The following is a 21,800-nucleotide window of genomic DNA, read 5'->3' on the forward strand; positions in this document are numbered from 1 at the left end:
CTACCTGCGGCGCAGCAGCACTCCGCGAATGAACGCCGCCTGGCCGGAATGCTGGATATCGTCGTCGACAACGCTGATCAGCCGGACGCCCAGGGTGACCGGCGGATTCCAGCGGGTGTCGACGATGCGGGGCAGTTCGGCATCGGTGAGCCCGGCGACGTACTCGATCGTCTGCTCGTGCACCGCGTCGTAATAGCCCAGTAGCAGCTCGGCCGAGATCCGGCCGAGCTCGGCGACTTCCACCTCGCCGTGACCGTATCCGGTCGCCGCGTCACCGAAGGGCAGTTCGAACCGCTTGGCCCAGCCCGCCGCCGTCCACACCTGTTCGAGTCCCGCGACATCGGCGATGTGATCATCCTGGACTCGCGTCAGATGCCAGATCAGCCAGGCGATGGAGTTGGCTTCCGGATCGATCCGCGCCGCCAACTCGTCCTGCCGCAGCCCGGCGACCGCACCGTGCACATTCTCCCGGACCCGCCCGAATGCATCGACCAACAACTCCGCGCTCGTCATGACCCCATGCAAGCACACCGCGGTCGCCAATATTCCCGCATTCGTCCGGGCGTGTCAGCCCAGCGGCAACAGCAGGTCGGCCGATTCGAGGTCGAGCAGGGCCCGCTTGGCGGGCAGGCCGCCCGCATAGCCGGTCAGCGCACCGTCGGCACCGAGGACACGGTGGCATGGGAGCAGGATCAGCAGGTGATTGCGCGCGAGTGCGCCACCGACTTTTCGGGCGTCGGCGGTGGTGCGGCCGAGTTGCCGGGTCAGGGCTCCGTAGGAGGTCGTCCGGCCGTAACCCGTGGTGGCCTCGAGCGTCAGTAGCACCTCGCGGTCGAATTCGCTCATCGGTGTCAAATCCATCGCGACGCTGAACTGTCGGCGTTCACCGGTGAGGTATTCGTCGATCTGCTCTGCAGTGGCTTCGAGATGTTCACGTGCCGTGGGGTTTTCACCGGTCGGCTCAGCGGGTTGCATATCGGTGAACGCGACGCGCGACACACCGGCCGGGTTCGCCTCGATCAGCAGATTGCCAAGGGGCCAGCCGTGCACCAGGCGTGCGGTGGAGGTGTCGGACATGATGTTGCTCCTCGCTGTCGAACTTTCACCGGGTAGACGCGCCGCGACGGCGAAACGTGAGATCACCGGCCGGAGTTGGCTTTCCACGCCGCATATGCGGAGGGGAGGCAGACCGCACAGGGACGGTAGCCGGCGGCGATGGCGGTTGCTTCGTCGGCGAAGAAGACACGATGGGCGCGGTAGTGGCCGCGGGCCAGGGCGCGCAGGGCGGAGGGGCAGTCGAGGCGGCCGTAGAGTTTGCCACGCCGATGGCCGCCGTATCGGCCCGGTGTGGGGCTCGCATACGGGCGGTCGTCGGCGTCGGTCAGGATGTACATCTCATTCGGCGTCGTGCAGCACCAGGCCCAGGGTGTGGCGGTAACCGCTGCGAATTCGGCTGACGCCGTGGCGGATCGGTGCGCGGGACCAGCCACGGGCGGACGGAGTCGGGCGGTCCCGCGTGGTGAAGATGAGGGCGTGGCCCTGTTCCAGGATGGTGACGGTGGGTCTCGATTGGGCGCGGGGGCGCTGTTCGACCAGGAGGAATTCACCGCCGGTGTGGTCGATGCCGGGGCGGTCCAGGCCGATGACGACCTGCAGCGGGAAGACGAGTTCGCCGTAGAGGTCGCGGTGCAGGGCGTTCCAGTCACCTTCGGTGTAGCGCAACAGAATTGGTGTCGGCTTGGTCTGGCCCGCGGCGTGGCAGGTGGCGAGCCAATCCTCGAAATCGTCGGGCCATGGGGTCGGGTCGCCGAGCCGGTCGGCCCAGGTGCGGGCGATGGGTAGCAAGCGGCGGTAGAAAGCCGCACGCAAGCGCATGATCGGTTCGGGGACCGGATCGGCGAAGTAGCGGTAGGCGCCCTGGCCGAATCGGTAGCGGGCCATATCGATCGTCGATCGGAAGCGGGCCCGATCGTCCCACATGGCGGTGAATTCGGCGCATTCGTCCGGAGTCAGCAGCGGGCCGGACTGGGCGCAGCCGTAGGCGTCGATCTCCTCGAGCAGCTCGCGCCACGGTTGGGCGTCGACTCGTTCTTCCAGTGCGGTAAGGATTTCCATCGGCTCTCCGTCACGCCGCTTCGAGGGTCAGCAGGGTGTTCTTGGCGGCGATACCACCGACGTACTGGCCGATCGAACCGTCGCTGCGCACCACCCGATGACAGGGGATCACCACCGGAAGCGGATTGTGCGCACAGGCCGAGCCGACGGCGCGGACCGCGCGCGGATTGCCAACGGCCGCTGCGACATCGGCGTAGCTCGCCCGATGGCCGTAGCCGATATCGCTCAGCTGCTCGATCACTTGGCGGCGGAAGCCGACGGTCAACCGCAGATCCAGTGGCAGGTCGAAGTGTGTTCTGGTACCGGTGAAATATTCGTCGATCTCGCGGGCCACGGCATCCAGGCGCGCGGGGGCAGCGAGGAGCCGGGGACTGATCCGCTCGGCGAGTGTGGCGAGCACGGTGTCGTGGTTCTCATTGGGGTAGGCGACCCGCACCAGGCCCGCGGGGGTGGCCGCCAGCAGCAGGGAGCCAACGGGGGTGTCCAGCGTGCGGTAGGCGATGTCGAGCAGACCAGCGGCCTGTGCGTCGGCGGCCAGCCGCTGCCGCAGGTGGGACAGGATCTCGGCGGAGTTCGCATTCAGGCCGTCGAAGAGGCCGTCCGGATCCCGGTCGATAGTGGCCATCATGTTCGATCCTTCGGGTAGAGCTTGCGTAAGGTTTTGAGCCCGTCCGCGGCGGCGCGGCGGGCGGCGTCGGTGGAATTTCCCAGTAGCTCAGCGATTTCGGCGTGCGGTAGTCCGGCCAGGTAGTGGTAGGCCACCGCTTGCCGCTGTTTGGGCGGCAGGGCCGCGAGCGCATCCCACAGATCGGGGTTGTAACCGGCCGGATCGGCGTTCGGGGCGGCGCGTTCGGGCAGGGCTTCGGCGGGAACGGGCGCGCGGGTCAGTGCGCGTCCCACATCGATCGCGCGCCGGTGCGCGATGGTGACCAGCCATGCCTCGATATTCGTGTTCGGGTCGAGGTCGGGATAGGCCCGCAGGGCGGACAGAAAGGTTTCCGACCACGCGTCGGCCGCATCCGTCGGACCGAGCACGGCCCGGCAGACGCGCAACACCATCGGGCCGTATTCGGCCACCACTTCCTCGAACGGAGGCAATCTCACGCTGAGTAGACGCCCGGGCTGGCCGGAACGTGAGATCCCCAGGTCATACCGCCGCCACTGCCCCGATGACAGGCGCGTTCTTGTTCATCGCGCGAATACCTGCGCGGCGCGATCATCTGCACGCGGGAGATCACTGCGGCTCCGGGATTCGCGATAGACCGCTGGCGCGCAGGACGCGGCGGTCGATGGCGGCGCGGATCGAGTCATCGGTACCGATGATGCGCACGTGGCGGCGGGCACGGGTGATGGCCGTGTACAGCAGTTCCCTGGTGAGCAGGGTGGATTCGGGTTCGGGCAGGACGACGGAGACGGTGTCGTACTGGCTGCCCTGACTGCGGTGAATGGTCATGGCGAAGACGGTGACCACGGCCGGAAATTGGGTGGGGTGCACCAGATATGGTTCGCTGCCGCGCTGCAGCGCCGCACGCAGGGAGCCGTCGGGCATGCGCACGATCACGCCGGTGTCACCGTTGTAGATGCGGGCCTCGTGGTCATTGGCGGTGACCAGCAGGGGTTGGCCCGCATACCACGGGGCCTGGTGCGAGTCCGGTCCCGCGCCACCGGCGGCCGCCCATTCGGCGGCCATCCGGTCCCAGCGTTCGACGCCGAATGGGCCTTGGCGGTGGGCGCACAGGAGGCGATGCGATTCGAGGGCGGTCAGCGCGGCCGCGGCGTCGCCGTCGAGGGCGGCCGTGGATACCTCACGAGCGGCGCGCACGACATCGGCGCGGACCGGCGCGATGTCGTCCGGGGTACACAGCGACAGTTCTTCGCCGCCCGCGCGCAGCAGCTCCAGCGCGGTATCGGCGTCGCCCGCACGAACCGCCACGGCGAGTTCGGCGATCTTGCCGCCGAATCGGCGGCCGCGGGTCAATCGGACGATACCGCCGCGCAGCCGCGCACGTTCGAGTCTGGTGAGCGCTTCCGGATTATCTTCGGCCGCAATCGATTCGGCACCGAGCACCTGTTCGAGCACCGGATTTGCCACGCCGACAACGGGGCCCGCGACCAGGTCGGCGAGCACCGCGCCCGCATCGACCGAGGCGAGCTGATCCGGGTCACCGACCAGGACCAGCCGGGTGTCCGGGCGCAGCGCGGCCAGCAGGCTGCTCATCATGGTCAGCGACACCATGGAGGTTTCGTCGACGACGATCACGTCATAGGGCAGCCGGTTGAATTCGTGATACCGGAACCGGGTCGCGCGACCGCGCTGCCAGCCGAGGAGCCGGTGCAGCGTGGCCGCGGTCAGCTCGGGCAGTCCGAGGGCATCGGCCTGCTCGCGCACCGCCTCCTGCAGGCGGGCGGCCGCCTTGCCGGTGGGCGCGGCCATGGCGATGCGCAGGCCGGGCAGTTTCGGATGCGCCTTTTGGTGCGCGTCGAGCAGGGCCAGGATGCGGGCGATGGTGTGGGTTTTGCCGGTACCCGGACCGCCCGCCACCACGGTGGTCCAATGTGTGGCGGCGAGTGCCGCGGCGATGCGCTGGCGGTCCGGGGCCGCGCCGACCGGGGTGTCGAAAAGGCGATCGAGTTCGCGGCGCACGATGGCGGGATCCACCTTGGGGTGGTATCCGGAACGTTCGGTGAGCACCCGGCGGATCGTCTGTTCCTGCTGGTAGTACCGGTCCAGATAGAGCAGTGGACCCGCGTCCCGGGTGGCCTGCGCATCGACCAGACGTAATGGCTGCAAGGGACCGGCCGGTCCGCCACAGACCAATGGACTCACTCGCAGTGCCGCGACGACGGCGTCGATATCGGGCCAGGGCAGCGTCGCCGGGTCGATACCCGTACCGGCGTCCCAGGTTTCATCGGCATCGACGCCGATCTCGCGCATGCGATGCAGTTCCAGGCACACCGAACCGGAGCGCACCGCCCGCACCGCCAGCGCCGCCGCGAACAGCACCTCTTCCGAGGCCTCGCGGCCCATGCGCCCCAATCGCAGTGCGACGTGTACGTCCGCGGCGGACAACACGCCGGCCTCGTTGAACATGCGCAACAGCCCGGTCCCCCGCTGGGCCAACTGAATCGAGGTCATCGCTGCTCCCCGGCGAGCAGGTCGGACAATGCCACGATCAACGCAGCGGGTGGATTCCAATCGAAAACACCACGCCCCGAGGGGGTTTCGAGGCCGATCATGCCGCGGACGAAGAGGTAGCGGGCGCCGCCGAGATGCCGCGCGGGTTCGTAACCGGGCAGCCGCCAGCGCAGATAGCGGTGCAGGGCCACCGCGTAGAGGAGTGCTTGGAGGGGGTAGTGGGAGCGCAGCATTTCGGCGGCCATGCGGTCGTGGGTGTAGTGCTCGACGGTGAGGTCGCCGGTGCCGAGACGGTTGGTCTTGTAGTCGACGATGACGAATCGTGGTTCCGTGCCGGGCTTTTCGATGACGCGCAGGACGGCATCGATGCTGCCGGTCAGATAGCCGCGCAGGGGGGCGTCGTCCAGCGCCGCGAGTTGGTCGGCGTAGCCGGACAGAGCATCGTCGGCCGGGAGATGGGCGCGCAGGAGTTCGGCGATGCGGCGCAGGGTGACGGTGTGCGCACCCGGAATGTCCCCGCCCGCCAGCGGGAGTTCGAAGTCGAGTTCATTGAGCTTGTTCCGGCTGGAAATGTCGGCGAGACAACCGAATCCGAGTGGCGTGTGCAGAACAGCGAGCAGGGCATTTCCGAGAACCATCGGATCGACCTCGGCCATCAACTCTTCGGTCGCCGCCCGGCAGCGGGTGTGCACTTCGGTGGCGAGATCCGGTGCGTCCGTGTCGATTCGCTCGAGCACGCCGTGTACCAGGGTGCCGAATTCGGCGCCGTAGGGCAGGGCGTTCATCAGTGACGGGGCCGCATCCGTGGTCGCGGGTTCGGCGTCGACCGGCACCGGTGTGCCGGGCTCATCGGACGGGCCGCGTTCATCCTCGGGTTCGGCCTCCGGAATCGCCGCGTCATGAGCGCCCGCGGTCAAGGCCGAATAGGAGGTCCGACGCCACTGCAGGTCCATGGTGCGGGCGAACTGGGCCGCGGCGAGGGCACCGGTCGGCAGTTCGGTGCGCACCCGGCGGATCTCGACCGCATCGGTGTCCTCGACGCCCGCCACGGAAATCGCCTCTGGCGCACCGGCGGCCCAAGCCGAAAGCATGGATACCGCAACGGAATCCGCGGGCACCGCCGCCCTACTCGGCACCAGATCGCCGCCGTCCGGGCGGCCGAGGACCATCCGGTGCAGGGGTGCGTTGGCGGTGGTGATCGCCGGTGCCCACCAGGCGACGATCTGACACATCGCGCGAGTGAGCGCAACGTAGAGCAGACGCAGTTCCTCACCCGCCTCCTCGGTTTCGCTGCGCAGCTTGCGCTCCCCGTAGCCGGAGGCGTCCTGGCCGCCGACATCGAGGACACGGGCGCCGTCGTCGGTGTGGAACAGCAGGGTCTGCGGGTACGGGTTCTTTGCGTTGTCCCAGGCGAAAGGCAGATAGACGATGGGGAATTCGAGGCCCTTGCTGGCGTGTACGGTGGCGATCTGCACGGCCGCGGCGTCCCGGTCGAGGCGACGGCTGCGGTCGGCGACCGATCCCGAGGCCGGATCGCGCACCCGGTCGGCGAGCCAGCGGGTCAGCGCGGTGAGGCCGAGCCCTTCGGTCAGCGCGACCTGGTCCAGCAGTTGGGCGATATGCCGAAGATCGGTCAGCTCCCGTTCGCCGTTCTCGATCGACAGCAGCCGCTGCGCCAGATTCGCTTCGGCGGAGATCTTTTCGAAGACCGCGGCGAATCCCGCGCGGGCGAACAGCCGGGCCGCTTCGCGCAGTTGGGCGCTGACGCGGCCGACCAGATCCGCACCGCCGCTATCGATTTCGGCGGCGGTGATGCCGAGCAGCGGTGTGCAGGCGGCCAGTCGCACACGGTCGGAGCGATGCGGCTGTTCCAGGGCTCGTAAGAGCCAGAGCCAGTCCGTCGCGCTGCCGGTGCCGAATACGCTGGTGCCACCGGCGAGGACAGAGGCGACGCCGACCCGGTCCAAAGCCGTACGCACCACATCGATTTGGGATCGCGTCCGCACCAGCACCGCGATATCGCCGGGCCCGATCGGCCTCGGTCCGGCCTTCGCCTCGAACAGCGCACCGGATTCCAGCAGCCGCACGATATCTGCGGCGAGGTCGTCGGCGACCTTCGCGCGCATGCGCCCGACCGCCGGGAATCCCGATTTGTTCAGGGGTCCGGCCCCGGTGCGCGGCAGACACCGCATCCGCAGCGGCGTCGTCAGTTCCGCCGGTCCGGACAGTCGCGACCAGCCACGGGTCGCCGCGACCGGGTAGACGGTGATCTCCTTGTGCCCCAATGCCGCACCGCCCTGTAGGTGATCGAGTGCGGCGAGCAGTCCCGCATCGCTGCGCCAGTTGTCGGTGAGCTCCTTGCGGGTGTCGGCGTGCGCGACGGCGTCGAGATAGCTCAGCACCTCCGCGCCGCGGAAGGCGTAGATGGCCTGCTTCGGGTCGCCGACGAGGACCAGGGTCGAATGTCCGTGGAAGGCCAGCCGCAGGATGTCCCACTGCAGCGGATCGGTGTCCTGGAATTCGTCGACCAGGGCGACCCGATACCGGTCGCGGATGCGACGGCAGGCCCGCGGGCCGTGCACCGGATCGGCGAGCACATCGTGCAACAGCACCAGCAGATCGTCGAAGTCGCGCAATCCGGCCAGGCGCTTGCGGCGCTCGGTCTCCGCGCGTACGGCGGCGGCGAAGGCAACGCGCTCCCCTGCCGGTCCCTCGCCCTTCGGCACCAGCACCGCATGCCGATCCTGCACCGCCGCCAGCGCCAGCGTATGCGCCTCCTTCAACGAGAACGGCGGCTCGGCACGGGCATACCGGTTCAGGTAGAGGTCGTCGGCGACCGTCCCGATCAGCTCATCGATCGTCTCGACCAGCCGGGATCCGGGATCGTGTTCCCCCGCCAACCCGAGCTCGTCGAGCATCCGCTGGCAGAAACTGTGCGTTGTCGCGATGGTCCCCGCGTCGAAATCCGAAAGCGCCGTCAGCAATCGCCGCCTGCGCCGTCGCACCTCCTCCGAATCCGCCTGTGCGACAAGCCGAATCAACTCATCGCCATGCGCCCGCGCGGCCTCCGGATCGGCCAATGCCGCCGCCACCGCGACGAACCGATCCCGCGTCCGCTCCCGCAACTCCTGCGTCGCCGCCCGACTGAACGTGACCAGCAGGAGCTGCGAAATGTCGATCCCGATCTCGGCCACATACCGCACCGCCAGTCCGACGATCGCATGTGTCTTACCGGTCCCCGCACTCGCCTCGAGTACGGTCGTCCCCGTCGGCAACGGCCCGTTCGGATCGAATCGGTCGGTATCCACTGGCGGCGCGGCGAACGCGGTGTCCTCGATGGTCATGCCCCACCGGCTTTCACCGATCGCGAAGCGGCGCATGCGGCGCTCGCAATGCTCATGCACACCATCCACTTCCGACGCCGGTTGACTGCTCCACCGTCCACCCGAAACCGGCCATCATGCGGTAGGCGCGCCGGACCGCGAAGCCGTGATTGTGGACGAGGCGTACGGCGAATCCATGCGAGACCACTCACGGCTGTCCCTGGCTCTCGGCCGCGAGCAGCGGTGCCCACATGCGCCGGGCCAACGAGCCGAAGCGGGTGGTCTCGCCGGGTTCACCCGCGGGAGCGGGGGCTGCCATGAGGTGTTCGAGGCGCGGGGCTCGGCCCCAGATGTAGCGAAGGTGGCGGTCGGTGTGATCGCCGAAAGGGCCTGGGCCATTGGGGCCGCCGTTGAACTCGCGCTCGGCGGCGGCGATCGCCTCCTCGGCGTTCGAGCCGCGGAAGCGGCGTTCGGCGTAGACGGCGGTGGCGGAGGGTGCGATCGGCAGCGGTTCGGTCAGTCCGGCATCGCGCAGTCGGACCAGCTCACGCAGGATCGCCAGTGCGGCCGGCGGTTCCGGTGCGGTCAGCTCGGAACGCCATGCGGGACGACCGAATTGGCCACGGCCGGTGGTGACGGCGCGCCAACTGCGGTCCTCGGTGACGGCCAGGGCGAGCAGCGAAACCCACGCGGCGATGCGGTGTTTCGGAGCGAGCCGGGAGAATGTGGTGCGGACCAGCGATTCCCCGCGCACCTCGGGCACCGTGCCGGTGAGGCGGCGGCCATTGCCCAGATCCACCGCGATATCGACCGCGCGCGGCGCGCCCGCGTACTCGGGCAGGGCCGCGCGGACCAACTTGTCCACGGTGGATTCCACCTCGTCGAGGACCGCGCCGCCGAATCCGAACGGCGGCAATGTTCCGCGCCGCCATTCCGCGGCACGCAGCGTCGATGGGTCCGCACCGGTGAGCCGCGCGGCCAGCAGTCGTTCGCCGAGTTCCCATTTCGCGAGTCCGTCGAGTTCGATGGGCAGCCGGTCGGCGATGTCCTCTTCGGGTTCGGGCACGCGAAGACCCAGGCGCTGCCACAGGAATGCGCGCACCGGATGCTCGACGAACGAAATCAGATCGGCCAGTGCGACATCGGTGAGTTCGGGCGCGGGCAGCGGCTCGGGCAGGAATGCGGGCCGCGGCTGCGCGGGCTGCCCGGCCGCCTCGGCGCCGGCGAGTGCGACGGTGTCGAAGCTGAATGGGCGCTCGGCACTGAAATTGCGACGGTCGAAGCCCTGCAATGGATGTCGGTTCACCACCGTGTCCATTCCGTCCGCGCCGACGTGCGCGCGCAGCGCGTCGAGCAGTTCGGCGACCGGGATCGCGGGCGGGCGGTGCGCGCCGGTCACCGGGTCGGCGCCGGTGTGGAAGATCAGCAACTGCTCGGTGGCCGCGAGCACCGCGTCCAGCAGCAGCTGACGGTCCTCGCTGCGCGCATCCCGTTCGCCGAGTAGCGGATGGCGGGCGAGCACGTCATCGCCGTCGACGCCGCTGGTACGCGGGAACACCTCGTCGTCGAGCCCGAGCAGCACCACCACCCGATGCGGCACCGAACGCATCGGCACCATCGTGCACACGGTCAGCTCACCGGTACGGAAATTGGCTCTGGTCGGCCGCGCCGCGAGTCGGCTCGACAGCAGCACACCGATATCGGCCAGCCGCAGCGCGACATCGCCCGCGTGATCGGTGGCCGCGGCCAACTCGCGGCGGGCCTCGGTGCGCACCCAGGCCTGACTGTCGGGCACATCGGTGAGCAGATCGAGACAGCGGCCGAGGACCTGCGCCCATTCGGCGGCCGGACGAGGCCCGCGCAGATCCCGCAGGCACACCGCGAGCCGGTCGATGAATTCCGCGAACCGACCGGCGAGATCGACGTCATTGCTGTCCACATCGTCCAGCGGCAGCGCGAGATCCAGCCAGTCGTCGGAGGATTCGTCGGCGGTCACCCCGAGCAGAATCCGATCCACCGCACTGTTCAGCGTGTTCTGCGCGAAGTCGGCCAGCCCGAACGCCTGCCGCTGCCGCTGCCCGATCCCCCAGCGCGCACCGGATTCGGCCGCCCATTCGCGCAAGCGCTCGATATCGTCGTCCTCGAAACCGCAACGGCGCCGGACGGTTTCCGATGCCGCCAGATCCAGCACCTGGGTCACCGTCACCCGCCCGTCGGCGAGCTCGAGCAGCACCGCGATCACCGCGAGCATCGGATTGGTCACGCCGCGCCCCCGATCGGCGAGCCGCACCCGCAGCAGATGCGCCGGATGCGCCGGATCTCCCACCGACTCAACCGATCCCACCAGCTTCTGCCCGAACGCCGCGCGCACCAGCGGCGCGTACGCCTCGACCTCCGGACACATGATCAACACATCCCGCGGTTCCAGCGTGTGATCGGCCGCGAACAACCCGAGCAGGCACTCCCGCAATACCTCCACCTGCCGCGCCGGTCCATGGCACGAGTGCACCTGGACGGTCGCGTGATCGAAGGTCGCGGGTGCCGGCGGCCACGCGTCGTCCCGAATCCCGGATTGCAGGGCGTGCAACAGTGTCCTACGGGATTGACCATCCCCCCTCGAAGCCCCGCTGGCCGCAGCGCCATCGGGGCCATCCTCGATCGACCGACCGGAGCCGGGTCGCTCCGATTCGCCGATCGCCAGGCCGATCGAAAGCTGGCCCACCGCAGCATCATTCAGTTCGGCGGCAACCGAACCGGCGCCCGGGTGATGCCGGTCCGCGATACCGGGGCCGACCAACCGCTGCTGCAGCTCACGCACATCCCGGCCGAGCCCCGCGAGCAGCGGATGTCGCACCACCGTCGCACTGGCATCATCAGCCCGCGCGACCACAGCGGGCCGGGCGGACAACTGCGACCACATCACCGGACTCGGATGCGCGAGCCACAGATGCACATCCCGCGACGCCCCCAGCGCCGACAGCACCGCGAGCTGATCGGTCGGCAACCGCGTCACCCCGAACAGCGACAAACGCCCGGGCAGATCCACCAGATCCGGCTCGCTCCGCAACCGCGCACAGGCTGCGTCCAACCGCTCAGCCGGACTCGGCACCCCCACCTCGGCCCGCAACCGCCGCCACAATTCCGGTTGCCACAGCAGATCATCCGGTACCGCCCGCCCGGCCCCGTCGGTATCCGAACCGCTCGCCCACTCCTTGATCAGTCCAGGCCGCTGCGCCGCATAGCTGTCGAACAGCGCCGCCAGATGCGCGGCGGTCGCGTACCGACGCCCGACGCGATGGCCACCCGGCTCCCCTGCTCCCAGATGCCGCGCGAGCACCGCACTCCACGGCTCGGCCAGCGACGCGTCGATCACCTGCAGCAATGTCCACACGACCTGCTCCGACGCCCACGGATCCACCTCGGGCGCCACCCCACTCACCGCCGCGAGCACCTCGGCGACCAATGCACCGGGAGACGGGAATTCGATATTCGCGGCGACACCATCCGAACGCCCCGACACACCGAGCACGGTCGACAGCCGTTGCGTCAGCCAGCGCTCGACACCCTTCGCGGGCACCGCGACCACCTCGGGCGCGAAGGCGTCCGGCAACGGCTCGGCAAGCAAGTCGGCCAGTGCCTGCGCCAACGCGTCGGCGCGCTCGGCACGATGAATGTGCAGCGGCATGTGCGCCCTCTCGTCGGTCCGTCCGGTATGTCCGCGCTGCGCGTCAAGTCGCCTATCCGTACGCCTCGTCGCTCCCGCACGTTTATACGCCCAGCGACCAGCACGCAACCTTCCGGCCCCACTCCCGCGAGAGTGAAATAAGCCACACACGAACGATTTACTTCGCCGTGTCACCTCGGATCGCGGCGCTCGATGTGCAACAGTGCTCAACCGGGGAGGAACGGGGATAGCAGCACGAAAGGCTGGTTCGCGTTCGATGATGGCGATGGTGATTCCCCTGGTTCCGAGAGGCGGGTTCACGGTCCGCCGCGTCGGTGACAGATGGGAGCTGGTCAACTCGCGCTCATATGGCCGGACCGTTGTGCTACACACCTGGCCCCGCGACCAGCATGCCGAGGCCTTCGCGCATTGCTACCGTCTCAACGGGCGCACCGTCGAGGAACTACACGCGGCCTTTCACTGAGGCGCTCCGGCGAAAGACACTGCGGTGCAAGCACACAACGCGTGCTACCACAGCGTCGCGCAGAGCTCAAGACGTGCGTCCGGCCCGCTGATGTGCGATCGTGTTGCCTCGTGCGTCACGCCTCCGTCTCTGTTCTCGCCGCTGCGGCGATCCTGGTCCCCACTACCCCCGCGCTGATTCCGTCGGCCTTTGCCGCGCCTCCGGCGCATATGCAAGGCTGCCTGGCCGGTTTCGATTGCGATATGAGCAGCCGAATCGCCGCTGTCGACGCGTATTTGAAGAATCGGCCCGGTGTGACGGGTTACGTCGTCCGTGATCGGGTCAGCGGCGGGGTGTACGCGAACGAGAATGCGGAGAATTCGGTCTGGACCGCCTCCACCATCAAGCTGGCCATCGCCGTTGACCTGCTCAACCGCGCGCGGGCGGGCGTGATCGGCCTCGGTCCCGACGACCGCGCGCTGATGGAATCAATGCTCGCCACGTCCAATGACCAAGCCGCCGATATCCTCTGGAACAAGTACGCGGGCATCGATCGGATGGCCTATAACAATGCCTTCCGCGCCAATGGCATGGTGACGCTGGTTCCGCAGCCGACCAATACCGCATTGTTCCCGGACTGGTCGTTCCAGAAGTGCACGCCCGCCGATCTGGATCGGCTGATGGATTCGGTCTTCAACCATATGCACCCCGACGACCGGAACTACCTGCTCGACCGCATGCGCGCGGTAGACAGCAATCAGCACTGGGGCCTGTGGGGCGCGGGCGCGGCAATGCGGCCCGGCCTCAAGAACGGCTGGTCCGAGGAGCAAGGCGGCTGGGTGGTCAATTCGGTCGGCTTCGCCGGTCCCGGCGAGCGCTACACCCTGGCCATCATGAGTTCGCTCGGCGGCGATGGCGGCTACACCGAGGGCGCCGCCACCGACACCAAGGTCGCCGAACTGCTTTTCAGCGGACGCTGAACTGATTCGAGCGACCCACTCGCGGACGCAATAACACGGGCGCACCATCCCGGGGGAACGGAATTGTCGTGAACCCCCACGGCATTCGGTAATCCTCCGGGAGTTCCCACTCGTAATCGCGCACCAGTGCCGCGATAATCGTCTTCACCTCGAGGGTGCCGAAGTGCATGCCGATGCACTTGTGCGCACCCGCCCCGAACGGCACCCAGGCGAGTCGATGCGATTTGTCCTCGCGCCGCGCTTCGCCGAAGCGTTCCGGATCGAACACGTCCGGCCGGGTCCACAGCTCCGGCAGGAAGTGGTTGATGTGATATGCGCAATCGACGGCCGTGCCAGCCGGAATGTAATGCCCGAGAATTTCGGTGTCGCGCACCGCACGCCGCACGAAACCAGGTACCGGCGGCATCAATCGCAGACTCTCCTTGATGACCAGATCCAGGTCGTGCATGCGGTCCAAATCGGCGATCGTCGGTGCGGCACTACCGATTTCCGCATCGATGCGGAGCACTTCGGCCCGCACCCGCCGCTGCCATTCGGGATGTTTGCCGAGGTAGTAGGCGACGGCGGTGGCGGTGGTCGTCGTGGTGTCGTGCGCGGCCATGATCAGGAAGATCATGTGGTTCACCACATCCGCGTCACTGAATTCGGCGCCGTCCTCGGTGCGCGCATGACAGAGGGCGGAGAAGAAATCCGCCGACTCGGTTCGGCGCTTCTGCGGCAGCATTTCGGTGAAGTACCGCTCGAGCACCTGCCGCCCCCGCAGCCCGGCGCGCCAATTGCCCCCGGGCACAGGATGTCGAATTATCGCGAGCCCGGCATGGGTGCAATCGATGAACGCGTCGATCAGTTTGCGCCGCTGTGCACCGACATCGACGGCCATAAAGGTCTCTCCCGCGATTTCCAGGGTCAATTCCTTGATCGTCGGATAGAGCCGGACCATTCGCCCCGGTTCCGCCGCCCACCGACCGATGACGGCCCGCGCCACCGGCGTCAACGTCGCCAGATGCGCCTCCAGCCGCTCCCTGGTGAAGGCCTGTTGCATGATCCGGCGATGGAACATGTGCTCATCGAATTCGAGCAGCAATAGTCCGCGCCCGAAGAACGAGCCGATGAAGTAGTCCCACCCCTGACCGAAGTCACGGCGGCGCTTGCCGAGCACCTCATCTATCGCCTCCGGCCCACAGACCAGCACCCGATCCAGTCCCAGCGAGGAATTGAGTGACACCGGGCCGTATCGGCGATACCGATCCATCATTTCGGCCGGACCCCAGCGCAGATAATGCAGACCTCGCCCGAAATACGGCAGTCCGGCATCACCGCGCACAGCGGTCGCGGTACTGCCCCGTGGCGGTGTGGCCAGCACACGACGGCGCTCCGGAACCCGGCGCAACAGTCGATCGAGCACATGGTCGTCAGGAACGTCGATCAACGACACATTCTCGGACATGATCTATCGTATTCGACAGCAGTGGAGCATCGCAGCACATCAGCAACCGGGATCTCACCGTGACGGCCAGCAGAGCGCCGACTACCGTAAGTCGGGTCAGTAACGTTCGAGGGGCCGCCACCCCAGGTTTGAGGAGCACCGACGATGAGCACTCAGTCTGTCGAGGAGAACCATCGCCACCGGGTGGTGGTGATCGGGTCGGGCTTCGGCGGCTTGTTCGGAACCAAGCACCTCAAGCGGGCCGACGTCGACATCACCCTGATCTCGAAGACCTCGACCCACCTGTTCCAGCCCCTGCTCTACCAGGTGGCCACCGGCATCCTTTCCGTCGGCGAGATCGCCCCCGCGACCCGGCTGGTGCTGCGCAAGCAGAAGAACGCGCAGGTCTTGCTCGGCGATGTCATCGATATCGACCTCGCGCAGCAGACGGTCACCTCGCAGCTGCTCAACCAGAACACCGTCACCCATTTCGACAGCCTGATCGTGGCGACCGGCGCGCAGCAGTCCTACTTCGGTAACGACCAGTTCGCCACCTATGCCCCCGGCATGAAGACCATCGATGACGCGCTGGAGCTACGCGCGCGCATCTTGGGCGCGTTCGAAGGGGCCGAACTGGCCGTCACCCAGGAACTGCGGGACCGGCTGCTCACCTTCGTGGTGATCGGCGCCGGGCCCACCGGTGTCGAATTGGCGGGCCAGATCGCCGAACTCGCCGATCGCACCCTGGAAGGCACCTTCCACAACATCGATCCCCGCGATGCCAGGGTGATCCTGGTCGAGGGCGCGGGCGCGGTACTCGGCCCGATGGGCCCGAAGCTGGGCGGTAAGGCGAAGCGGCGGCTGGAGAAGATGGGCGTCGAGATCCAGCTCAACGCCATGGTCACCAATGTCGACGCGCACGGTGTCACGGTGAAGGACGCCGACGGCACCACGCGCCGCATCGAATCCTCGTGCAAGGTGTGGTCGGCGGGTGTGCAGGCCAGCCCGCTGGGCAAAATGCTCGCCGAGCAGTCCGACGGCACCGAGGTCGACCGCGCCGGTCGGGTCATCGTCGAACCCGATCTCACCGTCAAGGGCCATCCGAATGTCTTCGTCGTCGGCGACCTGATGTCGGTACCGAATGTGCCCGGCCAGGCGCAGGGCGCGATCCAGGGCGCGACCTATGCGGCCAAGCAGATCAAGGCCGGGCTGAATGGCCAAGCGCCGCAGGATCGTAAGCCGTTCAAGTACTTCAACAAGGGCAGTATGGCGACGGTGTCGCGGTTCAGCGCCGTCTGCCAGATCGGCAAGCTGGAGTTCGGCGGGTTCATCGCCTGGCTGGCCTGGCTGGCACTGCACCTGTACTACCTGGTCGGCTACCGCAGCCGGATCATCACCGTCATCCAGTGGTTCGTGACCTTCCTCGGCCGCACCCGCGGGCAGATGGCCGCCACCGAGCAGTGGGTGTTCGCCCGACTCGCGGTGGAGGCGGTACAGGCCGATCAACAAGAGGCCGACGAACTCGCGGCCGCGCTCGGTGCGCCGCCCGCGGAGAACGGAAAGGCCGCGCTCACCGATAAGGCGGCCAACCGCAAAGTCGGCTGATTCGCCCGAAACCGGCCTTTATCGCATCGCCGGGGTCACAAATCGCACCCATCCGAGCGCCCTCCGGTCCGAATGGCGATTGACATGTCTCCGGAGGAAAGGCGCTCCGGTGCCGCCGATCGCACCACCGGCGGGCAACTCGCGGGCCGTCGACGACCGACCGAACGCCGGACTGGGGTGGGAACCTGACGACGCTGTCGGGTTCCCACCCTTTTCATTCCCCCGCCCGAACCGCCGCTACACCCGTAGGGCTGCAAGCGGCCCCGAAGCTGTGACCGACTACGCATCTTCGGGTCGGCGAATCGGAAGTCAGCCGTTCGGGCCGAGCAGCATGCCGATTCGGGTGGACAGGGTCCCGCCGATGGCCAGCGGCAGGCGGGATGCGACCAAACCCGTGGTATCCGCGGGGCGGTCATCGGGGTAGACGAGTTCACTGTCCAATGCCCTCGGCGCGCTGAGGTTATCGTCTGTCGCACCGTCCGCGCCGAGTTCCAGCCGGTGCCGCAGCAGCGGCAGGTCGCCGACGTCGGCGATGAGATCACCACGCCAGCCGCCGGTGTCCTCACCGGTGCGGCCGATCTGGACCCGTTCGCGCAACCGCAGCCGGGCCTCGGGAGTCAACCGCACCTCGGTAACGGCGTGATGGTGTGCACCGCCCGCGACGATCGTCGGCTCGGGATCGAAATCCAGTTCGCCCGCGACGTCGAAACGCCAGTGCGCCGCGGACAGTGGCGTTGCCGCGCTGGGCAGTGCGATGGTGGCCGCGACCGAGCGCACGAGCAACCGCGCGCCCGCGGCGACCACGATCTCGATATCGAGTTCGTCACCACCGAGCGGGGTCGCGGCGGTGCCGATCAGATGGACGGTATCCGGACCGGTGCGCCGAACCGCCAGCCCGCCGCTCGCGTGGATCTCGGGCAGCGCGCCGACGGCGGCGACAATGCGAACCTCAGTGCGCAACAGCGGATTCGGTGGCCGAACCATCCTGCTCGGCGATCGCGCGCAGCTGCTCGCGCACCCAGGCGAGCACGTCGGTGGCGGCCGGATCCTCGGTCAGCGAGATCATCGCGGTCCGGCGACCCTCGCGGACCTGCGCGGCATCGCGCTCCATCACACCGAGGTCGGCGCCGACCAGCGGGGCGAGATCGGTCTTATTGATCACCAGCAGATCCGAGAACGTCACGCCGGGGCCGCCTTTACGCGGCACCTTATCGCCGCCCGCCACATCGATGACGAAGATCTGCACATCGATCAGGCCGGAGGAGAAGGTGGCGGTGAGATTGTCGCCGCCGGATTCCACCAGGATCAGATCCAGCGGCGGATTGGCCGCGATCAGATCGTCGATGGCGTCGAGGTTGGCGGTGATGTCGTCGCGGATGGCGGTGTGCGGGCAGCCGCCGGTCTGGACGGCAGTGATGCGCTCGTCCGGCAGCACCGCGTTGCGGCGCAGGAAGTCGGCGTCCTCGGTGGTGTAGATGTCATTGGTCAGCACCGCGAGGGAGAGTTCGTCGCGCAGCTGTCTGCACAGAGCGGCCACCAGGGCGGTCTTGCCCGAACCGACCGGTCCGCCGATGCCGATCCGCAGCGCCTCGCCGGGCGTGCGGGCACGCTTGGGGCGGTCGTGGGAGTGATCATGCGGCTCGCCGTCGATCAGGTGGGGTGGCATATCGTGCTCCTTTCCGCCTTCATCCTTGCCGATCGCGCACCTAGGACGCGAACAGGGGCATATCGCGCACCAGGTGTCGCTGGGCGAGCACGTCCTGCAGCGGGTCCGACAGCGCGGCGACTCCGGTCGCCGCCTCGGCCGCGGTGCGATCACAGAGTTCGCCGAGCCGGATCGTGCATGCTGCCACCGTCGCGGGATCCAACGCGAGCAACCGCTGCGCCGCCGTCGCGGCTCCGGTCATGGTCGTATAGACGACGACGGCCGCGGTGTCCTCCGGAGTCGCACCACAGCTGTGCCCCACGACGCCGAACGCCGTGGACAGGTGCGGCCGCATGCCGAGAGTCGCCCAAACTTGTCCTGGCCAAACCTGTTTCGCCAACCGCAGCAACCCACGGCCCTGCGCCCGCGACGCCGCCCGCGCGGCCGGAGCGGGAGTCCGCGCATCCGCCTCCGCCTCCGCCCGCACCGCATCCAACGTCCCCGCGCACACCGCCGCCGCCAATGACGCCGCGACCAGCCCCGACGTCCGGATCCGCCGCCGCAAATACATTTCGACCGTCCCGACATCGCGCACGACCCCGGATGCCACCGCCTCCTCCACGCCCCCGGAATGCACATGTCCCCCGATCGGCAGCCGCGAATCGGCCAGCGCGAACAATGTCGCCAACCCACTGCTTCCCGATCTGTCCATCCGTCGATCCTAGGCGTGACACGGTCGGGCTCCCTCACCCCGACCGGGCCACACATGATCTTCGGATCGGGACAGGGTGTAGATCGACACGGTGTTGTATCGGATTCGAGATGTCGGCCTGCTCCGCGTCGCTCCCGAGGGAACCGACCGCGAATCGAGCGCCGATCTCCCACAACACGCCCGATGTGCGATGAGTTTCGGCGTTCGGCGGGGTCTATCTTCCTGAGGCCGTGCCGGTCTCGCGCCAACGAGGAGGGCCGATGTCGGAAGTGAACCAGGAACCAACAGGGCAGCGTCGGCTGGCGGAGCATCCGACCGTGCAGCGGATGGCCGAGCGGGCGCGCACGAAACCTGATCCGGTGCTGAGCGTTTCGCGGCTGCGCGAACTCTGTCTAGAGGCCGGGGCCGACGATGTGGGCTTCGTACCGGTCGAGGACCCGCGCGTGGCCGTAGAGCTCGAGCATGCGCGCGAAATTCTGCCCTCCGCACGGACCTTCGTGGCCTTCTGCGTCCGGATGAACCGGGACAACCTGCGCAGCACCATGCGCAGCCTCGCCAATACCGAGTTCAACCACGCCGACGACGAAACCAACGAGGTGTCGCGCCGTATCACGAGGGCGCTGCAAGACGCCGGATACCGTGCCGTCTATCCGGCCCCCGGATATCCGATGGAGGTCGATAAGTTTCCGGGTCGCATCTGGGTGATCGCGCACAAGGTGGTGGCCGAGGCGGCCGGATTGGGCGTTATGGGTATCCACCGCAATGTCATTCACCCGAAGTTCGGCAACTTCATCCTGCTCGGCACGGTGGTCACCGACGCGGCGATCGACGAACCGAGCGCATCGCTGGATTTCAGCCCGTGTCTGGAATGCAAGCTCTGCGTCTCCGCATGTCCGGTGGGCGCGATCACCAACGAGGGCGGCTTCGATTTCCAGGCCTGCTATACGCACAACTACCGCGAGTTCATGGGCGGCTTCACCGACTGGGCCGAAACCGTCGCCGACAGCGATAACGCCGACGAATACCGCGAGCGCGTCAGCACCGGCGAATCGTTCTCGATGTGGCAGAGCCTGTCGTTCAAACCCAACTACAAGGCCGGCTACTGCATGGCCGTCTGTCCGGCGGGTGAGGATGTGATCGGCGCCTACCTCGACGATCGCAAGGGCCACCTCGATGACGTCGTGCGCCCACTGCAGAACAAACCCGAACCGGTCTACGTCCTGCCGGGATCGGCCGCACAGGAGCACGTCACGCGCCGGTTCCCGAAGAAGACACCGAAGGCCGTGACCAACGGGTTCCCGGATGAGGTCAACGACCTGCTCGATCAGATCGGCCCGCGCCCCCGACCGCGCAACAGCGCCGACTGACCGGGCACGGCTACCGTCGGAAGGAACGCTCCATGAAGCGCTGCGCCCCTTTGCGGGTCAGATCCGACCAGGCTTGGATGCGATGCGACCACCAGGGGGCGATCTCGCGCGGTTTGGCGGTTACCGCATGGCAGACCAGATCGGAGGCTTCGTCGACGGTCAGTCCGGGGACGCGACTGAAGTCGGTCGGTGCGCTCATCCTGGTGTGCACGAGCGGCATGTAGATGGAGGTGGTGGTGACCTTATCTGCGGCGATTTCGGCCGCGGTGCTGCGCAACCAGACATCGAAGGCGGATTTCGACGCACCGTAGGCGGCCCACCGCGGGGCGGGCGGCATGAGCACGCCCCAGGTGGAGATGTTGACGATATGGCCCTGTTTGCGTTCGCGCATGCTCGGCAGCACGGTGAGCAGTAAGCGGACCGGGCCGAGGTAGTTCACGTCGATGGTGCGGGTGAAATCGTGGAATCGGTCGTAGGAATCGTCGATCGAGCGGCGAATCGACTTGCCCGCGTTATTGATCAGCACATCGATGTGACCGTGTTCGGCCAATAGGTCACGGCCGAGTTTTTCGACGGCATCCATATCGGTCATATCCGTCGGGTACGCGTATGCGGTGCCGCCTTCGGCGGTGATGTCGGCCGCCACCTGCTCGAGGTCGTCGACCGAGCGCGCCACCAGCAGCACCACCCCACCGGCCGCGGCTAACTTGCGCGCACTGGCCTTGCCGATGCCGTGCGAGGCGCCGGTCACCAGCACGATCCGGCCCGCGACCGCCGCACGCAGGGATTTCTGACGCGGCCGCGAGGTCGGATACAGCAACCACGCCGCCACCCGCTCGGCGAGCGGGCGGCCATTGCTCGAAGCGGGAGTGTCGTTCACGCTATCGACTGTATGCGCCACCCGGCCCAGACACCTCCCGTATCGATGATCACTCGTCGCCGGCGCGCAGTAGCTCGGGCAGATCCTGGCGGGTCAGATAGGCCGCGATCCGCGGCCCGTCCGCGGCCCGCCGGACCAGGAAGTCGCTGTGGACGTCGAGGGACCGTGCGCCGAACGTCAATGTCCACCGCACCGAAGTCAGCCAGTAGTGCCCGCCCAGGTCGACGGTCTTCTGCTCGACCAACCGAGTCCGCGGCCCCGAATCGAACTGGCGCGCCCGCGCTTTCGCGCCGGCCACGAACTCCTCCCGGCTCAGACAGCGACTCGACGTCGGCGTGGTCACCAGAACAACGGGATCGAAAAGGCTTGGCAGCGTGGCGAAATCCGAGGTCGCGACGATCTCGTCATATCTGCGGATAAAGCCCTCGATGGAGGTGATGTCATGAGAAAACATGACATCTAATTATATCGCGAATCGAGCCCG

General features: G+C 67.6%; 19 protein-coding genes. 4 read left to right on the forward strand and 15 right to left on the reverse strand.

Features of this window, described 5'->3' with window-relative positions:
• The 9 genes from ACQP2D_RS25690 to recC all read right to left on the reverse strand — a co-directional run bounded on the left by ACQP2D_RS25690 (position 1) and on the right by recC (position 12,259).
• Positions 1-513 (reverse strand): mycothiol transferase, encoded by a 513-nt coding sequence (locus ACQP2D_RS25690; RefSeq protein WP_433678471.1) that lies wholly within the window; start codon positions 511-513, stop codon positions 1-3.
• A 54-nt stretch (positions 514-567) separates the two neighbouring features.
• Positions 568-1,077, reverse strand: coding sequence for a methylated-DNA--[protein]-cysteine S-methyltransferase (locus tag ACQP2D_RS25695; protein WP_433678472.1), 510 nt, complete (start codon positions 1,075-1,077; stop codon positions 568-570).
• Positions 1,078-1,139: 62 nt separating this feature from the next.
• A complete protein-coding gene (locus tag ACQP2D_RS25700; protein ID WP_433678473.1) occupies positions 1,140-1,394 on the reverse strand; it encodes an Ada metal-binding domain-containing protein in 255 nt (84 codons plus the stop codon).
• 1 nt (position 1,395) lies between these two features.
• Positions 1,396-2,115 (reverse strand): 2OG-Fe(II) oxygenase, encoded by a 720-nt coding sequence (locus ACQP2D_RS25705; RefSeq protein ID WP_433678474.1) that lies wholly within the window; start codon positions 2,113-2,115, stop codon positions 1,396-1,398.
• 10 nt (positions 2,116-2,125) lie between these two features.
• The gene (locus tag ACQP2D_RS25710; RefSeq protein ID WP_433685762.1) at positions 2,126-2,740 is read right to left on the reverse strand and encodes a methylated-DNA--[protein]-cysteine S-methyltransferase; all 615 of its coding nucleotides are present in this window, start codon (positions 2,738-2,740) and stop codon (positions 2,126-2,128) included.
• Positions 2,740-3,219 carry an RNA polymerase sigma factor gene (locus ACQP2D_RS25715; RefSeq protein WP_433678475.1) on the reverse strand — a complete coding sequence of 160 codons (480 nt, stop codon included), beginning with the start codon at positions 3,217-3,219 and terminating at the stop codon, positions 2,740-2,742. The genes ACQP2D_RS25710 and ACQP2D_RS25715 overlap by 1 nt, the downstream gene beginning before the upstream one ends.
• 130 nt (positions 3,220-3,349) lie before the next feature.
• Complete coding sequence (recD, locus tag ACQP2D_RS25720; RefSeq protein ID WP_433678476.1) at positions 3,350-5,251, reverse strand: exodeoxyribonuclease V subunit alpha; 1,902 nt, start codon at positions 5,249-5,251, stop codon at positions 3,350-3,352.
• Positions 5,248-8,595, reverse strand: a complete 3,348-nt coding sequence (locus ACQP2D_RS25725) for a UvrD-helicase domain-containing protein (RefSeq protein WP_433685763.1) — start codon at positions 8,593-8,595, stop codon at positions 5,248-5,250. Before ACQP2D_RS25725 ends, recD begins: the two co-directional genes overlap by 4 nt.
• Positions 8,596-8,782: 187 nt before the next feature.
• The gene (gene recC, locus ACQP2D_RS25730; protein ID WP_433678477.1) at positions 8,783-12,259 is read right to left on the reverse strand and encodes an exodeoxyribonuclease V subunit gamma; all 3,477 of its coding nucleotides are present in this window, start codon (positions 12,257-12,259) and stop codon (positions 8,783-8,785) included.
• Between the two features lie 265 nt (positions 12,260-12,524).
• Between recC and ACQP2D_RS25735 the strand changes: the two genes are divergently transcribed.
• Complete coding sequence (locus ACQP2D_RS25735) at positions 12,525-12,722, forward strand: hypothetical protein (protein WP_433678478.1); 198 nt, start codon at positions 12,525-12,527, stop codon at positions 12,720-12,722.
• A gap of 110 nt (positions 12,723-12,832) precedes the next feature.
• Positions 12,833-13,681, forward strand: a complete 849-nt coding sequence (locus ACQP2D_RS25740; RefSeq protein WP_433678479.1) for a tat pathway signal sequence — start codon at positions 12,833-12,835, stop codon at positions 13,679-13,681.
• On the opposite strand, the gene ACQP2D_RS25745 is transcribed toward ACQP2D_RS25740, so the two are convergent.
• The gene (locus tag ACQP2D_RS25745; protein WP_433678480.1) at positions 13,668-15,128 is read right to left on the reverse strand and encodes a cytochrome P450; all 1,461 of its coding nucleotides are present in this window, start codon (positions 15,126-15,128) and stop codon (positions 13,668-13,670) included. The genes ACQP2D_RS25740 and ACQP2D_RS25745 overlap by 14 nt on opposite strands.
• A gap of 144 nt (positions 15,129-15,272) precedes the next feature.
• On the opposite strand from ACQP2D_RS25745, the gene ACQP2D_RS25750 reads away from it, so the two are divergent.
• On the forward strand, positions 15,273-16,712 hold the full coding sequence (locus ACQP2D_RS25750) for an NAD(P)/FAD-dependent oxidoreductase (protein ID WP_433678481.1): 1,440 nt from the start codon (positions 15,273-15,275) through the stop codon (positions 16,710-16,712).
• 309 nt (positions 16,713-17,021) lie between these two features.
• Here the strand turns inward: ACQP2D_RS25750 and ACQP2D_RS25755 are convergent, their stop codons facing one another.
• From ACQP2D_RS25755 to ACQP2D_RS25765, 3 genes are read right to left on the reverse strand one after another with little or no spacing between them, the layout of a single operon-like run.
• Positions 17,022-17,672, reverse strand: a complete 651-nt coding sequence (locus ACQP2D_RS25755; RefSeq protein ID WP_433678482.1) for an urease accessory protein UreD — start codon at positions 17,670-17,672, stop codon at positions 17,022-17,024.
• Positions 17,662-18,378 carry an urease accessory protein UreG gene (ureG, locus tag ACQP2D_RS25760; protein ID WP_433678483.1) on the reverse strand — a complete coding sequence of 239 codons (717 nt, stop codon included), beginning with the start codon at positions 18,376-18,378 and terminating at the stop codon, positions 17,662-17,664. The genes ACQP2D_RS25755 and ureG overlap by 11 nt, the downstream gene beginning before the upstream one ends.
• A gap of 40 nt (positions 18,379-18,418) precedes the next feature.
• On the reverse strand, positions 18,419-19,069 hold the full coding sequence (locus ACQP2D_RS25765; RefSeq protein ID WP_433678484.1) for an urease accessory protein UreF: 651 nt from the start codon (positions 19,067-19,069) through the stop codon (positions 18,419-18,421).
• Between the two features lie 260 nt (positions 19,070-19,329).
• On the opposite strand from ACQP2D_RS25765, the gene ACQP2D_RS25770 reads away from it, so the two are divergent.
• The gene (locus ACQP2D_RS25770) at positions 19,330-20,436 is read left to right on the forward strand and encodes a 4Fe-4S binding protein (RefSeq protein ID WP_433678485.1); all 1,107 of its coding nucleotides are present in this window, start codon (positions 19,330-19,332) and stop codon (positions 20,434-20,436) included.
• Positions 20,437-20,446: 10 nt separating this feature from the next.
• Here ACQP2D_RS25770 and ACQP2D_RS25775 read toward each other — a convergent pair whose 3' ends face one another.
• Together ACQP2D_RS25775 and ACQP2D_RS25780 are read right to left on the reverse strand one after the other, a co-directional pair.
• Positions 20,447-21,316, reverse strand: a complete 870-nt coding sequence (locus ACQP2D_RS25775) for an SDR family NAD(P)-dependent oxidoreductase (protein WP_433678486.1) — start codon at positions 21,314-21,316, stop codon at positions 20,447-20,449.
• 49 nt (positions 21,317-21,365) lie between these two features.
• Positions 21,366-21,770: a hypothetical protein gene (locus tag ACQP2D_RS25780; RefSeq protein ID WP_433678487.1), complete on the reverse strand. Its 405-nt coding sequence runs from the start codon at positions 21,768-21,770 to the stop codon at positions 21,366-21,368.
• Positions 21,771-21,800: the final 30 nt, after the last annotated feature.

This window comes from Nocardia sp. CA-119907 (genome assembly GCF_050955995.1).
Classification (GTDB): Bacteria; Actinomycetota; Actinomycetes; order Mycobacteriales; family Mycobacteriaceae; genus Nocardia.

Excerpts from the sequence above, each read along its gene's own strand:
- ACQP2D_RS25705 (WP_433678474.1), bottom strand. The coding sequence starts at position 2,115 with ATGGAAATCCTTACCGCACTGGAAGAACGAGTCGACGCCCAACCGTGG.
- ACQP2D_RS25770 (WP_433678485.1), top strand. The coding sequence starts at position 19,330 with ATGTCGGAAGTGAACCAGGAACCAACAGGGCAGCGTCGGCTGGCGGAG.
- ACQP2D_RS25710 (WP_433685762.1), bottom strand. The coding sequence starts at position 2,740 with ATGGCCACTATCGACCGGGATCCGGACGGCCTCTTCGACGGCCTGAAT.
- ACQP2D_RS25690 (WP_433678471.1), bottom strand. The coding sequence starts at position 513 with ATGACGAGCGCGGAGTTGTTGGTCGATGCATTCGGGCGGGTCCGGGAG.
- recD (WP_433678476.1), bottom strand. The coding sequence starts at position 5,251 with ATGACCTCGATTCAGTTGGCCCAGCGGGGGACCGGGCTGTTGCGCATG.
- ACQP2D_RS25765 (WP_433678484.1), bottom strand. The coding sequence starts at position 19,069 with ATGGACAGATCGGGAAGCAGTGGGTTGGCGACATTGTTCGCGCTGGCC.
- ACQP2D_RS25750 (WP_433678481.1), top strand. The coding sequence starts at position 15,273 with ATGAGCACTCAGTCTGTCGAGGAGAACCATCGCCACCGGGTGGTGGTG.
- ACQP2D_RS25725 (WP_433685763.1), bottom strand. The coding sequence starts at position 8,595 with ATGACCATCGAGGACACCGCGTTCGCCGCGCCGCCAGTGGATACCGAC.
- ureG (WP_433678483.1), bottom strand. The coding sequence starts at position 18,378 with ATGCCACCCCACCTGATCGACGGCGAGCCGCATGATCACTCCCACGAC.
- ACQP2D_RS25695 (WP_433678472.1), bottom strand. The coding sequence starts at position 1,077 with ATGTCCGACACCTCCACCGCACGCCTGGTGCACGGCTGGCCCCTTGGC.
- ACQP2D_RS25780 (WP_433678487.1), bottom strand. The coding sequence starts at position 21,770 with ATGTTTTCTCATGACATCACCTCCATCGAGGGCTTTATCCGCAGATAT.
- ACQP2D_RS25745 (WP_433678480.1), bottom strand. The coding sequence starts at position 15,128 with ATGTCCGAGAATGTGTCGTTGATCGACGTTCCTGACGACCATGTGCTC.
- recC (WP_433678477.1), bottom strand. The coding sequence starts at position 12,259 with ATGCCGCTGCACATTCATCGTGCCGAGCGCGCCGACGCGTTGGCGCAG.
- ACQP2D_RS25735 (WP_433678478.1), top strand. The coding sequence starts at position 12,525 with ATGGTGATTCCCCTGGTTCCGAGAGGCGGGTTCACGGTCCGCCGCGTC.
- ACQP2D_RS25700 (WP_433678473.1), bottom strand. The coding sequence starts at position 1,394 with ATGTACATCCTGACCGACGCCGACGACCGCCCGTATGCGAGCCCCACA.